At 56.7% G+C, this 15,683-nt stretch carries 10 protein-coding genes; 7 read left to right on the top strand and 3 right to left on the bottom strand.

What is annotated here, in order from left to right; translation table 11 throughout:
* The first annotated feature begins 212 nt into the window (after nucleotides 1-212).
* Both J4D97_RS17900 and bshA read left to right on the top strand, forming a co-directional pair.
* The gene (locus J4D97_RS17900; protein WP_208308769.1) at nucleotides 213-3,173 is read left to right on the top strand and encodes a glycoside hydrolase family 3 N-terminal domain-containing protein; all 2,961 of its coding nucleotides are present in this window, start codon (nucleotides 213-215) and stop codon (nucleotides 3,171-3,173) included.
* Nucleotides 3,174-3,358: 185 nt separating this feature from the next.
* Complete coding sequence (bshA, locus tag J4D97_RS17895) at nucleotides 3,359-4,495, top strand: N-acetyl-alpha-D-glucosaminyl L-malate synthase BshA (RefSeq protein WP_185282766.1); 1,137 nt, start codon at nucleotides 3,359-3,361, stop codon at nucleotides 4,493-4,495.
* Nucleotides 4,496-4,594: 99 nt separating this feature from the next.
* Here the strand turns inward: bshA and J4D97_RS17890 are convergent, their stop codons facing one another.
* Nucleotides 4,595-5,125 carry a 5' nucleotidase, NT5C type gene (locus J4D97_RS17890; RefSeq protein WP_185282765.1) on the bottom strand — a complete coding sequence of 177 codons (531 nt, stop codon included), beginning with the start codon at nucleotides 5,123-5,125 and terminating at the stop codon, nucleotides 4,595-4,597.
* A 254-nt stretch (nucleotides 5,126-5,379) separates the two neighbouring features.
* On the opposite strand from J4D97_RS17890, the gene J4D97_RS17885 reads away from it, so the two are divergent.
* Complete coding sequence (locus J4D97_RS17885) at nucleotides 5,380-6,714, top strand: hypothetical protein (RefSeq protein WP_208308768.1); 1,335 nt, start codon at nucleotides 5,380-5,382, stop codon at nucleotides 6,712-6,714.
* A 13-nt stretch (nucleotides 6,715-6,727) separates the two neighbouring features.
* Here J4D97_RS17885 and J4D97_RS17880 read toward each other — a convergent pair whose 3' ends face one another.
* Entirely contained in the window at nucleotides 6,728-7,084 is a 357-nt protein-coding gene (locus J4D97_RS17880) for an MGMT family protein (RefSeq protein ID WP_208308767.1), read from the bottom strand.
* Between the two features lie 329 nt (nucleotides 7,085-7,413).
* Here J4D97_RS17880 and J4D97_RS17875 point away from each other — a divergent pair, with 329 nt between their 5' ends.
* The 3 genes from J4D97_RS17875 (at nucleotide 7,414) to J4D97_RS17865 (ending at nucleotide 13,442) form a co-directional block, all read left to right on the top strand.
* Nucleotides 7,414-8,541 (top strand): efflux RND transporter periplasmic adaptor subunit, encoded by a 1,128-nt coding sequence (locus tag J4D97_RS17875; protein WP_185282762.1) that lies wholly within the window; start codon nucleotides 7,414-7,416, stop codon nucleotides 8,539-8,541.
* A gap of 243 nt (nucleotides 8,542-8,784) precedes the next feature.
* On the top strand, nucleotides 8,785-11,910 hold the full coding sequence (locus J4D97_RS17870) for an efflux RND transporter permease subunit (RefSeq protein WP_208308766.1): 3,126 nt from the start codon (nucleotides 8,785-8,787) through the stop codon (nucleotides 11,908-11,910).
* 122 nt (nucleotides 11,911-12,032) lie between these two features.
* Entirely contained in the window at nucleotides 12,033-13,442 is a 1,410-nt protein-coding gene (locus J4D97_RS17865; protein ID WP_208308765.1) for a TolC family protein, read from the top strand.
* A gap of 285 nt (nucleotides 13,443-13,727) precedes the next feature.
* On the opposite strand, the gene J4D97_RS17860 is transcribed toward J4D97_RS17865, so the two are convergent.
* Entirely contained in the window at nucleotides 13,728-14,996 is a 1,269-nt protein-coding gene (locus J4D97_RS17860; RefSeq protein WP_208308764.1) for a zinc dependent phospholipase C family protein, read from the bottom strand.
* A gap of 190 nt (nucleotides 14,997-15,186) precedes the next feature.
* Between J4D97_RS17860 and J4D97_RS17855 the strand changes: the two genes are divergently transcribed.
* A complete protein-coding gene (locus tag J4D97_RS17855; protein WP_208308763.1) occupies nucleotides 15,187-15,594 on the top strand; it encodes a hypothetical protein in 408 nt (135 codons plus the stop codon).
* Nucleotides 15,595-15,683 lie beyond the last annotated feature (89 nt).

Here is a 15,683-nt window from a genome sequence, read left to right as displayed (position 1 = left end):
TCTTGACCACAACCGGCACGGCGAAATTATCCGTAAGTTTGTAGTCAACTTTCGTTACCCTAGCGGACTACCGCGGCTTTTTGCAGCAGCTTGAGCAGCACGCAACTGGCCCGAAAAAAGCCTGTTTGGCTGGTCCAGATGGATGACAAAAGTAGAGCTATTTCCGCTCGGTTTCAACTTTACGCCTGTTTCAGACGCACCCCACGGCGCCCATGCTCAAGGATTTTCGCATTCGACTTCTGCTGGTTTTCGTGGCGCTTGTTGGTCTGATGATTTCAGCGGCTGCCCCGCGCACGGCCCGCGAAGCCGCCCCTACCTCCCTGGCCGAGCAAAATTGGGTGGATAGCGTGTTCACCTCGCTCACCCCCGATCAGCGCCTGGGTCAGCTGTTTATGGTAGCCGCCTACTCCAACAAGGACCGTCGCCACGTGCAGGGCATTGATGCCCTGGTGAAAAACTACAACGTGGGCGGCCTGATGTTTTTGCAGGGCGGTCCGCGCCGGCAGGCCATCCTTACCAACCGCTACCAGGCCGAAGCCAAAGTACCCCTGCTCATTGCCCTCGACGCCGAGTGGGGCCTGGATATGCGCCTCGACTCGACCATGCACTTTGCCAAGGAAATGACCCTGGGCGCCATGGACGACGACCGGTACGTGTACCAGATGGGTCGCGAAATTGCTCTGATGCTCAAAACCTTGGGCGTACAGGTAAGCTTCTCGCCGGTGATTGACGTGAACTCGAATCCGCTGAATCCGGTCATCGGTAACCGTTCGTTTGGGGAAGACAAGGACCGGGTGGCCAGGGCAGGTCTGGCCTACATCAGCGGATTGCAGGACCACGGCGTAATGGCTGTGGCCAAACACTTCCCCGGCCACGGCGACACGGATACGGACTCGCACGTGGCCCTGCCGGTTATCAATACCGACATGGCCCGCCTCACCAATGTAGACCTCTACCCCTTTCAAAAGGCTTTTGAGCGGGGCGTGATGGGCGTGATGGTAGGGCACCTCTACATGCCACTGTTTGATACGGTGCGTACGCTTTCGGCTACCCTTTCGCCTAACCTGGTAACGGGCCTGCTGAAGCAGAAAATGAATTATAAGGGCTTGGTATTCACGGACGCGCTCAACATGAAGGGCGTGACCAGTTACTACAAGCCCGGCGAGGTAGATGCCATGGCCCTGGTGGCTGGCAACGATGTGCTGCTGTTCTCGGAAGACGTGCCCGTGGCCCTGCAAAAGATCAAGGAGGCCGTAACGACGGGCAAGATTCAGCAGGAAGACATCGACCAGCGGATACGTAAGATTCTGCGGGCCAAGTTCTGGGCCGGCCTCAACCGCTACCAGCCCGTGGACGTGCCCAACCTGATGCAGAACCTGGACCGCCCCGCGGCGCGCACCGTGCAGCAGCAGATCTACGAACACGCCACCACGGTAGCCAAAAACCAGGACGACCTTCTGCCCTTGCAACGCTTGGATACGCTGCGCATTGCCACCATCACCATCGGCACGAAGCCGGGTAGCGTGTTTGGTGAAACAATGAACAAGTACCAGCCGGGGCCGGTGTATGCCATCAGCAACCGCTACGCGCCTGATTCCACTTTCGAACGGATACTTACGCGCCTCACGCCCTACAACACGGTGGTGGTGAGCCTACACAACATGAACAACACGCCCACCCACAATTATGGGCTGGGCGATGGCACCCTTACTTTCCTGAAGCGCCTGCAAGCCAACCCGCGCCTGAAGGTGGTGGTGGTAGCCATGGGCAATGCCTACTCCCTGAAGTATCTGGAAGACGCCCGCACCCTGGTATGCGGCTACGAGGACAACTACGCCTCGCAGCTAGTGGTACCGCAGGTGCTGTTTGGGGCGTTACCGGCCAAGGGGCAGCTGCCCGTTACGGTGTCGCCTACCCTGAAGGCTGGCGTAGGGCTGCCTACCCCCGACTTGCGCCGCCTGCGCTACGCTACCCCCGAGAGCGAAGGCATCGACTCGAAAGTGTTGGCTCAGATCGATAACATTGCCCTCGAAACGGTGGCTTACGCTGCCGCCCCCGGCTGCCAGGTGCTGGTAGCCAAGAATGGCGCTGTGGTGTTCGACAAAAGCTACGGTTACTACACCTACGACAAGGAGCACCCCGTGAGCAACAGCACGCTCTACGATCTGGCCTCCGTGACCAAGGTAGCCGGCACCTTGCAGGCAGTGATGTACCTGAAAGACCAGGGCAAGCTCGATCTTGATGCAAAGCTCTCCATCTACCTACCCGAGCTGCGCAACAGCAACAAGCGCGATATGCTGGTGCGCGACGTGCTGCTGCACCAGGCCGGCCTGAAACCGGGTATTGCTACCTGGGAAAAGACTGTGACCAGCGCCGGCCCCAAACCTACCTACTACGCTACTACCAGCACGGCCCAGTTTCCCAACGAAGTCACGCCCGAGCTGTACAGCGTGAAAACAGCCGCCGACTCGGTATGGGCCTGGACCATCAACTCGTCGTTGCTGCCCAAGGTGAAGGGTAAGTACCCAGTAGAGTACAGCGACCTGAGCTTCATAATTATGAAGCACTTGTGCGAGCGGATTTTAAAGCAGCCCATCGAGGATTTTCTGGACGCTACCTTCTACAAGCCGCTGGGGTTGGGGTCGATGACATACAACCCGCTCAACCGCTTCCCCAAATCGTGCATCGCACCCACTGAAAACGATAATTACTACCGTCACAGCCTATTGCAAGGCAACGTGCACGACCAATCGGCGGCGTTGGTGGGTGGCATTGCGGGACATGCGGGCTTGTTTTCGAATGCCAACGACTTGGCCATTCTGATGCAGATGGACTTACAGAACGGCAACTACGGCGGCGCACGCTACTTCCGCACGCCGGTAGTCACAGACTTTGTGCGCACCAGTGGCGTGGCCGGCAACCGTCGGGCGCTGGGCTGGGACAAAGGCACGCCTGAGAAGGAATCGGGGCCGACTTCCAACCTGTCGCCGGCCAGCACGTTTGGGCACACGGGCTTCACGGGCACCTGCGTGTGGCTTGATCCTGAAAACAAAATCGTCTACATCTTTCTTTCTAACCGCGTGTACCCCGACGCCAGCAACCGCAAGCTGGTGCAGTACAACATTCGCACACGCATTCACGACGTTATCTATAAAGCACTGCAAAAGACATGAGCTGTTGGCTGATTGCATTTTCTTCTGAGTAGCTCCGCCACCGGCGGCCCGGCACCTAGTTTCAGGTGGTAGGCCGCCGGTTTTGCTTGCTGTGTCTGCAACCTTGCAGCGTTACCCGGTTTCTATTCGTCTGACTCCCCTTCCACCATCCGCGCACTTTCTGCGCCTCTGCCCACCCTACTTTCATGAACATCGGCATTGTTTGTTATCCCACCTTCGGCGGTTCCGGCGTTGTTGCCACCGAACTAGGCAAAGCCCTGGCCCTGAAGGGCCATAAGGTGCACTTCATCACCTACAGCCAGCCCGTACGCCTCGATTTTTTCAACGAAAACCTGTTCTATCACGAGGTATACATTCCACCCTACCCCCTGTTTCAGTTTCCGCCCTACGAGCTAGCGCTGGCGAGCAAGATGGTAGACATTGTGCAGAACGAAAACCTGGACGTGCTGCACGTGCACTACGCTATTCCGCACGCTTCGGCGGCTTATATGGCTAAGCAAATTCTGCTCACCCGCGGCATCCGGGTGCCCGTCGTCACTACCCTGCATGGCACCGATATTACGCTAGTAGGCAAAGATGCCAGCTACGAGCCGGTGGTTACGTTCAGCATCAACCAGAGCGACGGCGTGACGGCCGTTTCGGCCGATTTGCGGCGCGAGACCTACGAGTATTTCGCCATCGAGAAGGACATTGAAGTGATTCCGAACTTCATCAACCTGGAGCGCTTCAAGAAGCAGAACAAAGAGCACTTCCGGGCGGCCATTGCGCCCAACGGCGAGCGGATGCTAACGCACACGTCCAACTTCCGCTCAGTGAAGCGCGTGGAGGACGTGGTAAGTATCTTTGCCGGCGTGCGTGAGCAAATTCCAGCCAAGCTGCTATTGGTAGGCGACGGCCCCGACCGCCCGCGCATCGAGAAAATTGTGCGGGAGCTGGAGCACCACCAAGACGTGCGTTTCCTAGGCAAGCTCGAAGCCGTGGAGGAAGTCCTAAGCGTGACGGATTTGTTTTTGATGCCCTCGGAAAAGGAAAGCTTCGGACTAGCTGCGTTAGAAGCCATGGCCTGCGAAGTGCCCGTGTTGAGCACCAACGCCGGCGGCATTCCCGAGCTGAACATCAACGGCGTGACCGGCACCGTCAGCGAAATCGGTGACGTAAAGGATATGGTGAAGAACGCGCTGTTTATCCTGCAAGACGAGAACCTACCCCGCTTCAAAGCCGCTGCCCTGGCCCGCGCCGCCGAGTTTGAGGTAGGCAAGATTGTGCCGCTGTATGAGGATTGCTACCGCCGCGCCATCAAGGCCCAGTTGGCCTCGGTGTAGGGTAGGAAGTTGTAGAAGCACCATATAGCAGAACGTCATTCCGAGCTTGTCGAGGAATGACGTTCTGCTTTTTATCTCCTACCTCTCTCTACCTTACCCTCACAACAGCAATTCCCCTATCTCTTGCCAGCTATGCACGCGGCGGTAGCCGGTTTCGTGGATGTTGTGCGGGGCGTTGAATAGAATACCCTCACCCCGAAAACGCTCGAAGTTATAGGCGTTGTCGTCGATGAGGTAGTCGGCGTTGAGGATGCTTTTGTCGCCGCAGAAAACGTAGTTGGGCCACGAAATAAACGGGAAGTGCTGTTGCAGCCAGTCGTACTTGTCGCGGAAGCAGTTGGGAAACTCCATGGCCGCCGTGGCAATAAACAGCTCGTAGCGCTCCGATAGGGCACGTAGCACCTCCTGGCTGTCTTTGATGATGGGCAGGTCGCGGAAGAAACCCTCCCGGTTCACGTAGTCGCGGATGATGGGCTGGTGCTCCGGCGCTACGGCCTGGTAGGCGCTTTTGCCCTGTAGCTGATCGAGGGTCAGTTCAATATTATAGTCTCGGAGATACCACTCCTGGAAGCGGGCAATGGAGTCGGCAATTACCTCGTCCATGTCCACGGCAATGCGTTGTTTGGTCATGCAGATGCTGGTTCGGAAAGCTAGTCAGGTCAGGTGTTGTTCGTTACTAACTACTTCACCCTGTTTTGGTTATTACCAGTTGCTTATTTAATTTATAACCGCAATCTGATTTTCCGCTTCATTCCTTTGGTGTTGTGCTTATAATACAATTTTATACCCGCTTATTTCTTTCCGGTTTTCGCTTTTCCGTAGCTGGCTTCATTTTTTTCTTAATCCTGCTAGGTACGTTTTCGGCAAGGGCCCAAACGTATTTCGTGGACTTAAACGGTCATACCCTTACGCTACCCGAGCGAACCACATACATTGCGAAAGTGATAGACGCCCGGCCACAGCAAGCCAGCATTGGCTGGGTGCAGCGTGGGCTGGCCAACGCCCGCACAACGGCCGCCTTACGCAACGGCGTAGAGGCCGACCTGACCACCTTCCTTCAACAGCTCCCCCAACGCCCCACCGACCGCCTCTTGCTTCTGCGCGTGCGGCAGTTGGCTATATCCGAGCACACAGGTGCTTTCTCCGAAAAGGCATTTGCCGAGGTAGCTCTTGAGTATCTGCTGCGGCTAGATGATGGCTACCATCTGGCACTAAGCACTGCCGAAACCATCGAAAGCAGTGGCGTGGAGGTTACCGCTCATCATGCTAACAATATCACACAGGCCTTTCAGCAGAGTTTGAACCAGTTGGCAACTGTGCAGTGGGATGCGGTGGCGGCTAGCCCGGCTCTTACGCTGGAGCAAATACAACGTCCGCAGGAGTTGGAGGTTGGCGAAGCAGAAACCTACCCCGTCCTGACCGCTACTGCCCCAAAAGCAGGCATCTACCCCGATTTCCTGGCTTTTCGCAACAACATGCCCGATACTACCACCGTGTATGTGGTCGAGCGGAAACCCCGCACTGGGGCCAACTGGAAGGGCACTACGGAAATCTTACCCTACACAGTGAATATGAAGACCGGCCAGCGCACAGCGCTGCGCAACGTATGGGGCTTCTCGGATGGGCAGCACCTGTACGTACTGCACAACAGCCGGTTTTTCCCATTGGAGCGCGAAGGTGCTGGATTTGGCTTCACCGGTTTTTCGCCGGCCGATGCGGGTGCAGTGACTACCGCTGCTTTTGCGGGTGGCCTTATTGGGGCCGGTATTGCCGCAGCCGCTACCAGTGGCAAGCCCATGCATTTCAAGGTGAATATGCGTACCGGCCGCATTATGGATGATTTCCCTACCCCATCGGCGGCCGCTCGCGTGCCATCCGACACTACGCAGCTTATTATTTACCGACGCGCCGGGGGCGACAAGACGCCCGTTACGGTGAGCATCAACGACCAACCCGTTGGGTCGCTCAGCGGCGCAGCCTACCTGGTTGTGCCTTGGAGCACCAAGCAACACGAAGCGCATGTATGCGTGAGTGGCGGTGCCGATTATTGCCTGACAGTGCTACCCACCAATGCGGCCCCCGTGTACCTGGAGTGCAGCCGCCAACCCACCGACCCTACGCTGCCGCCTCTAACCACCGTCACCAATAAAGTAGGCGAGTTCAATGTGAAAGGCATTCGGCTACGGCAGGAGCAGGACGCAAAAAAGCAGGCCAAGTAACCCTTAGCCTTACCTATACCAACTCTGTAGCCGGGTCCCAAAACAACTCCCGGAAGTTTTGCACTTGGTCTTCTACCACCTGCACGCCTTCTGCCTCAAGTGCTTCCTGCATGGCAGTGGGGGTAGCAAAATGCTGCCGCCCCGTGAGCAGCCCCAGCCGGTTGATAACGCGATGCGCGGGCACGGGCTGGCTAGCCGTGTGCGAGGCCATCATGGCCCAGCCTACCATACGCGCGCCGTGGCGGGCACCTAGGTAGTTGGCAATAGCGCCGTAAGTCGTTACGCGGCCGGTCGGCACTAGGCGCACCACTTCGTGCACGTCCTGAAAGAAATTGCGCTGGGCTTCGGTTGGATTTTTGGGGACGTTCATCGGCTGTAAAAGTACGAGGCAGTATCTATTCTATCGGTAAGAGCCAGACAGGTAGTCTGCCCTTCGTAGCGCTGCACTAGCATATGAGCCGGAGAAAATAACGACGCCAAATTAGCTGAGCAGGCAACAAAGTACATCACCGAAAAGCGAGGCAAACCGCTCCTTTTGCTTATAAAGCCTGCAACTCGCAGGCTTTTTTTGTGTCTTAGCAATGGCAGGTAAGTCAGGGAAACCTTTTCTCCGTAAACTCTAATGCCTTACCTGTCGTTGTGATGGATTGCAGCCCGGCATCAGTCACGCTTACGTATTAGTAATCACGCCTTTATTACATGCAAACGCAGGAGCGAGAGGAAGTAGAAACCACCTCGACAACCAGCCCCGGTCGTCGAATTCTAGGAATTATCATTGCCCTGGCTGTTGTAGGTGCGCTGGTTTTTGTGAAGTATCACTATTTTCCTTCGCCTGAGGCCGGAGGTAAGGGTGGCAAAGGCGGCGGCAAAGCGGCGGGTGGTAAAACGGCAAGCCGCACTCCCGTGCAGGTATATCCGGTAACCGCCACCAGCCTTTCCAACATAGTATCCGCCACCGGCTCGGTGCTGGCCGATGAGTCGGTAGTGATTCAGAGCGAGATTTCGGGCAAGATTACCAGCCTCAACATCAAAGAAGGCCAGCCGGTGAAGAAAGGCCAACTGCTATTCACCATCAACGCCGATGAAATTCAGGCGAATTTGAAGCGGCAGGCTTTCAACCTGAAGCTCTACCAGGACCAGGAAAAGCGCCAACGTACGCTGCTGGAAAAAGAGTACATCAGCGCCCAGGAATATGAGCAGACCAACAACTTGCTGCTCACGGCCCGCGCCGATGAGCAAGCGCTACGCGCTGCCTTGGCTAAAGCCTACGTGCGGGCACCCTTCAGCGGTGTGCTGGGGCTGACGACTGCCACCGTGGGCACCTACGTGAGTCCTGGTACGCAGATTACCACGCTTTCCCGCATCCGACCCGTAAAGGTTGATTTTGCCGTGCCTAGCCGCTTTTCCAACGCTGTGAAGGTAGGCGACCCGGTAGTGGTAACCGACGAAGGCACTACCCAAAAGTACCGGGCAAAAGTTTACGCCATCAATCCCCAAATTGACCCTGTTTCGCGCACCTTGCAGGTACGGGCGCTTTACCCCAACACAAAGGACGAGCTGCGGCCCGGTGCCTTCGTGAAGGTTAATCTGGAACTAGGCGCTACCACAGAGGCCTTGCAGATTCCGACCGAAGCCGTTATCCCAGATGCTAGTGGCTACACAGTATATGTTGTGAAGAACGGGAAAGCGGAGTCGCGCAAAGTGAAAATCGGAAACCGCTCCACCAAGCTCATCGAAATCACCGACGGCTTGGCCGTAGGCGATTCGCTGATTCGGACGGGTATACTGCAAATAAAAGCCGGCGATAAAGTGGCCGTGCAGAAATAAGAACGACCACTCCCCTCCTCAGCTCAGGAGGAGATGTTGCGGCTAAAGCCGCAACTGGGGTGGTTGGCTCGTTGCTGACGTTGTTACGTCGCATAGACAAGCGCCAAACAGATAATTGTATAGTTAATACTGCTTTATAAACAACATCAGCAACGAGCCAACCACCTTCGCTTCGGCTTTCACTAAAGCGTCTCCTTCTCAGCTGAAGAGGGGAGTTCTCGTCCTTCCTACTTTCCTCCACCCATGAGTCTTTCTTCCACCAGCATCAACCGCCCGGTTTTAGCCATTGTGATGAGCTTGCTCATCGTGATTTTCGGCGTCATTGGGTTTCGCTACCTCAGCATTCGGGAATACCCGAGCGTCGATCCGCCGTTTATCTCGGTATCGACCACTTACACCGGCGCGTCGGCCGACGTGATTCAGTCACAGATTACGGAACCGCTGGAGGAGGGCATCAACGGTATTGCAGGTATCCGTAACCTGACGTCTACCTCCCGCGACGGCCGCTCGCAAATCAGTGTGGAGTTTGACCTGGATGCCAACCTGGAAGCCGCCGCCAACGACGTGCGCGACAAGGTATCGGCGGCCCAGCGGCGCCTACCCGACGACGTAGACCCGCCCACCGTGAGCAAGGCCAACGCCGACTCGCAACCCATTGTGCTGGTGTACCTCAGCAGCAACAAGCGGAGCCTCTTGGAGCTGACCGACTATGCCAACAACGTGCTGCGCGAACGTCTGCAAACTATTCCTGGCGTGAGTGAGGTGCGGGTGTGGGGCGAGCGGAAATATTCTATGCGCCTGTGGCTGGACCCCGTGAAGATGGCTGCGCTAGGCGTTTCGCCGGTAGATGTGCAGGCCGCTTTGCGCCGCGAGAATGTGGAGCTACCCGGTGGTGCCGTGCAGGGCGAAGCCACCCAATTGACGCTCCGCACGATGGGTCGCCTCTACTCCGTAAAAGATTTTAATAACCTGATTCTGCGCAACGACCCGGCTGCGTTGGTGCGGCTTTCAGATGTGGGTACGGCCGAGCTGTACCCCGAAAACGACCAGTCGTCGCTGGCACGCAACGGCTTCCCGATGGTGGGCATCAACGCCGTGCCACAGCCGGGCTCCAACCAGATTGAAATTGCCAACGAGTTCAATAAGCGCATCGAGCAGTACAAAAAAGACCTACCCGAAGACTTGAATCTGAGCACTGGCTTCGACAACTCAGTTTTTATCCGGGCTTCTATTGGCGAGGTAGAGCACACCATTATTGAGGCCTTTGTGCTGGTGGTCGTGGTGATTTTCCTGTTCCTGCGCGACTGGCGCTCTACCATCATTCCGGTAGTAGCTATTCCGGTGTCGCTGGTAGGCATTTTCTTCGTCATGTACCTGCTGAATTTCTCTATCAACGTCCTCACCCTACTGGCTATCGTATTGGCTATTAGCTTGGTAGTAGACGATGCCATTGTGGTATTGGAGAATATCTACTCCCGCATTGAGGCCGGCGACGAGCCGCGGGAGGCTGCCATTAAGGGCTCGGAGGAGATTCTGATGGCCGTGGTTTCGACCACGGTGGTGCTGGCGGCGGTGTTCCTACCCGTTATTTTCCTGGAAGGCATCACGGGTCGCTTGTTTCGTGAGTTTGGGATTGTGCTAGCGGGCTCGGTACTGATATCAGCCTTTGTGTCGCTGACACTCACGCCCATGATGTGCTCGCAGATTTTGAAGCGGCAGGAAAGTCACAACTGGTTTTATCGCAAAACGGAGCCTTTCTTTGAGCGCCTGACCACCGGCTACCGCCACAGCCTGGAAGCTTTTTTGCGCAACCGCTACTGGGCTTGGCTGATTGTGGCAGGCACGGGGGTAGGCATCTGGTTTTTTATGGGTGCCCTACCCTCCGAGTTGGCGCCGCTTGAAGACCGCAACCGCATCAGCATCAACGCCACCGGGCCAGAAGGGGCGTCGTTTGAGTACATGACCACGTATATGGATCAGCTCACCAAAATCATTGTGGACTCGGTGGGCGCCGAAAACCTGGATAACGTACTGACGGTGACTGCCCCCGGCGGTGGCGGCGGCGCGGGCGTCGTGAACACGGGCATCGCTCGTATTCAGCTGATCAACGCCGAGAACCGGACCGCGACCCAGCAGCAGCTAGCGGATAAACTGACGAACAGCGTAAAGCAGTTGACACTGGGCCGCACCTCCGTGTCGCAGGACCAAAGTATTGGCAACAGCGGCGGCGGCCTGCCGGTGCGGTTTGTGCTGCAAACTCAGGATTTTGAGAAACTGCGCGGGGCTGTTCCGAAGTTTCTGGAAGCCGCCCGGCAGGACCCTACCTTCAGCTTCGTAGATGTGGATTTGAAGTTCAGCAAGCCGGAACTGCGCGTAATTATTGACCGCGAGAAGGCGCAGAGCCTGGGCGTGTCGGTGCAGGATATTTCGCAGACGTTGCAGGCCGGTCTTAGCGGAGCGCGCTACGGCTACTTCATCAAAGACAGCAAGCAGTACCAGATTATTGGGCAGGTGACCCGTGAAGACCGCAACCAGCCGCTGGACGTGCGCACGCTCTACGTGAAAAACCGCGAGGGCAAGCTCATCCAGCTCGACAACGTAATTCGGCTGGAAGAGCAGAGCACGCCGCCCCAGCTCTACCGTTTCAACCGCTACAATGCCGCCACGATATCGGCGGCCCTCAGCCCCAACCAAACCCTGGGCGACGGCATTGCCGCCATGCGCCGCATTGCCGACAAAACGCTGGACGACTCCTTCAGTACAGCTCTGTCGGGCGCTTCCCGCGATTTTGAGGAAAGCTCCTCGTCGCTGCTATTTGCCTTCGGGCTGGCGCTGGTGCTGATTTACCTGATTCTGGCCGCGCAGTTTGAGAGCTTCCGCGACCCCGGTATTATTATGATTACGGTGCCGCTGGCGTTGGCGGGCGCGTTGCTGAGCTTGTGGTATTTCAACCAGACCCTCAACCTGTTCTCGCAGATCGGCATTATCATGCTGGTAGGACTGGTCACGAAAAACGGTATCTTGATTGTGGAGTTTGCCAACCAGCGCGTGGAGCACGGCCTCGACTACATGACGGGCCTTATTGAAGGTGCTACCGCCCGCTTCCGCCCTATTCTGATGACATCGCTTTGCGCAGTGCTGGGTATCCTACCCATTGCCGTGGCTACGGGCGCGGGCGCGTTCAGCCGTCGGGCCATGGGCATTGGGGTAGTAGGCGGTTTGCTGTTTGCTACCATTCTCACGCTGTATGTGGTGCCGGTGATGTACTCCTACTTCGCCACGGCGAAAAAGCACAAGCCCGTTTCAGGAGCCGACACTTCGGAAGAACAGCCACTTCCCACGGAGCAGCGCGAGTTGCAACCGGCGTAGATTTGGTAGTGCATGATAAGAGTTTAAAAAACGTCATTTCGACTATTCTGCTTGATTTTCAGAATACTTGGAATGACGTGCTGCTGATCTTCTTTCCCTCCCTTTTGCCTAGTCTGCCCCGCATGTTTTCTGTTACCCGTTTCTGCTTTTCCCTTACCTCCTGTTTCCTGTTGACTGGCGCAGCGGTGGCGCAGCAACTGCCCAAACCGGAAGCCAAACCGCAGACTGCAAAACCAGCTACCGTAGTACCCGCCCCGCCGCTTTCCCTGGAAGAAGCCCTACGCATGGGTTTGCAAAGCAACTACGGCATCTTGATATCGCGGCGCGACGAGGAAATTGCCAGCAACAACGTAACGCGCGGCAATGCGGGCCAGCTGCCGGTGGTAAGCGGCAATGCCCTGCGCACGTTCAACATCAACAACTCCCGCCAGCAGCTCAACGACAACGACCCACGCGTGGTACGCGGCGGCAAAGCCAACGCGCTGGCCGCCAACGCTAACCTGAACTGGACGATTTTTGATGGCCTCGGGATGTTCATTGCCCTGGACCGCCTGCGCACACTAGAGCAGTTTCAGCGCGAAGTGACGCGCAACACGGTGGAGCAAACCGTTGCCGACATCACCGACGCTTACTACGCTGTGGTGCGGGAATCGGGCAAGATCAAGTCGCTGGAAGAGGCGCTGGACATTGGGCAGGCGCGTATTGATTTGACCCAGGCGCAGGTAGATGTGGGCCTCACGGCCAAGGTGAATCTGCTCACGGCGCAGGTAGATTTCAACGCCGACCGCTCTTTGCTCATTCAGCAGCAGGAATTACTGGCTACATCTAAGATCAACCTGAACAATCTACTCAGCCGGGCGCCCAACGTTGATTTTCAACCCACGGATTCTATTGTGATAACGCGCGGCCTCAACCACGATGCCATTGCTCAGGCCGTGCGCCAGCGCAACCCGCGCTTGCAACAGGCCCGACTGAATACCGACGTAGCCACCTACGAGCGTCGCCTGATTCGGGCCAGCCGCTACCCTACCCTAGCCCTCACGGGCAGTTATGGCCTTTCGCGCAACATCAACAACGCCATCTTCATTAACACGCCCGACGGTAGCTTTCTGGGCTCCAACGTCAGCCGCGTGTACGGGCCGAGCTACGGCGTGCAGGCCTCTATCCCAATTTTTGACGGTTTCAACCGTACGCGCCTAGAGCAGAACGCTCGCGTGACGGAGTTGCAAACCAAGCTCCAGTTGGATCAGGCGCAACTTCAGCTCGACGCCGAGTTGGAGCAGGCTTTTGTGCGCTATCAGAACCGCTTGCAGTTGTTACAGTTAGAGGAAGACAACATCAAACTAGCCCGCCAAAACGTAGCCATTGCCCTGGAGCGCTACCGCCTGGGCCTACTCACGCCCCTGGACCTACGCGTGGCCCAAAATACCCAGCTCGCCGCCGAAGTACGCCTCCTCGACATACGCTACGACGCCAAACAAGCCGAAACTGCTCTTCGCCGTTTGAGTAGTGGCTTAGTGCAGGAGCAATAGGGTGTGAGGGTAGGAAGGGTATGGAAATATAGAAGTAATGTCATCCTGAGCGCAGCGAAGGACCTTCTCACACAAGAACGACAGACGTAACAACGACTCGTTCATAGGAAAGCTGAGATATAGAAGTAGTGTCATCCTGAGCTTGCGAAGGATCTTATTACGTGAGAACAACAGACGTAGCAACGACTCGTTCTTGCGTGATAAGGTCCTTCGCAAGCTCAGGATGACATTACCTCTTTACCTCCATACTCTTCCTACCCTCACACCCTCCTACCCCCATACCCTCTACTTCATCGCTCGCAGATCAGCCAAAGCAGCTTTGGTCTTTTCGATTTTCTCCTTTTCGTCGTCGTCGGCAGGCTTTTGGGGTGGGGTGTTGGAGAAGAATGCCAGGATGCTTTGGCGCAATTCGGGGGTCATGCCTTCAAACTTCTTGTCGTGTAGCTTCCGGATTAGCTCGCCGTAGGTTTCATCGGCCAGCGGGTACTCGCCTAGCTTGGTGGCGTGGCCGGTGTCGAAGTCGTAGTTGGGGAGTTCGGGGGCTTCTCCGGCGGCCAGGGTTTTCGTGCGGGCCAGCACCTTGCAGTAATCCTCCATCACTTCCTGAAAGCTTTCCTTGAAAAGCTTCTGGGCTTCGGGGGTAGGCAGCTTGAAGGCAAACGGCCGTAGCGGACCAATTTTGGGTAGCACCTGAATGACCTTCGACAAGACTTTAGCCCCAAAACCCGGTTTATCGAAATCGGCGGTGCCAAACTCGCGCCGGTATTTACGCTCACTCACGTGGTACACGTAGTCGCGACGACGGGCGCGCTTGTCCAGCTTCTTGATGTTCTTACGCTCGGCGTGCCAGGCCGCCCGCGAGGCTGTCGGAATCAGCTGCATCACGGAGAAACGGTAGGCACTCACGCTCAGATCCACGTTGAACACAATCTGGCCCAGTTCCAGACCGTAGGTTTTCTGAAAAGCCCGTTCCAGCAGGTCTTTATCTACCTGAAACCCAATAAAATCGTGGTATTTATCGGAGCGGTAGCGGCCGGCAGCCAGCTGCACCACATCGAAGGCAAACTCCAGCTGTGTGTGTTGAATGGGCGCCTGCTCGTAGGTGATGTAGTTGCCAAACTCGGCCGCTAACTTAGGATATACCGAGGGCATGGCGCGGTTGGTGCCTTCGGAGTGACCTTTGATATCGGCCACGTAATGGGCCAGCGCACCCAGAGCAAAAGCGTACTCGTTTCGGTCGTGGGCTTCGTTGAGCATGTTTTGCACGAAGTCGCCGCTACGGACGTAGTGCGCCAGGTTGGTAAACAGCTCAGAGCCGAACGGGTAGTAGCCCATATCCTGAATAATGGACCCGCCATAGGCGTAGGCCTTGGCCGATTTCCACTCCTCGGGGGTAGCGCCGGGGTAGCGCTTGGCCAGCAAGGGCACCAAGCACCGCCGCCAAGCCGAATCGACGTTGGCCTGGTGTGTGAGTACTGAATACGCAGTAGCCGACTGCGGCCTGCACAGCAATAAAAGCAGCAATGCACTGCTCAGCAAGAGGAATTTCGGCATAGTAGCAGTTTCCCAAGAGCAATTAGCTATAGGGCAGATTTTGCGTACGCAAAAGTTGCACTGAAGTTGGCAGCGCCCACTCAATTTAAAACCCAGCTTCCTAGCCTACTTATCAGCAGCCCCTACTCTCACGCACATCGGACAAACTCACTTTCTGCGGAAACACACTTTGTACCGTACCTTTGCCTGCATGAAACCCGTGCTGGCTTTCTTTCTGGCGTTGCTGATGCTTATGGGCAGCCTGATTCCGCAGAACGACCTGTCGGAGTTGACCAAGCTGCCCGAGCTGCTGGATCACTACCAGTACCACCGCACTGCGGCGGGCGGCGGGTTGTCGCTGAGCGAGTTTATGGTGTTGCATTACAGCCCCAACACCACGCATTACCTGCACGCTCACACGGCCCAGCACAATATTGAGCACCAGAAGCTGCCCCTGCACAGCCACCACGACTGTGTGATGGCGGCCTACGTGCTACCCGCCCGGCCAGTGGTAGTACCTTTGCGTATGCATTGGCCCGCCCCGGCCCACCGCGTCAGCCAGGGCACATCCTACACGTTTAGCTTCAGCCGGGCACTGTTGCAGCCACCCCGGGCGTAAATTAGGTAGGAGCGGCTTGCAGCCGCCCGCAGGGCCGTTAGGTGCCGTTTTTCTGTTCGGCACACTGTCGACGCAAATAAGTAGATACT

This window comes from Hymenobacter defluvii (genome assembly GCF_017589435.1).
Lineage (GTDB): Bacteria > Bacteroidota > Bacteroidia > Cytophagales > Hymenobacteraceae > Hymenobacter > Hymenobacter profundi.
Note: the sequence above shows the minus strand (reverse complement) of the source record. Positions and strands in the feature narration are given on the sequence as shown.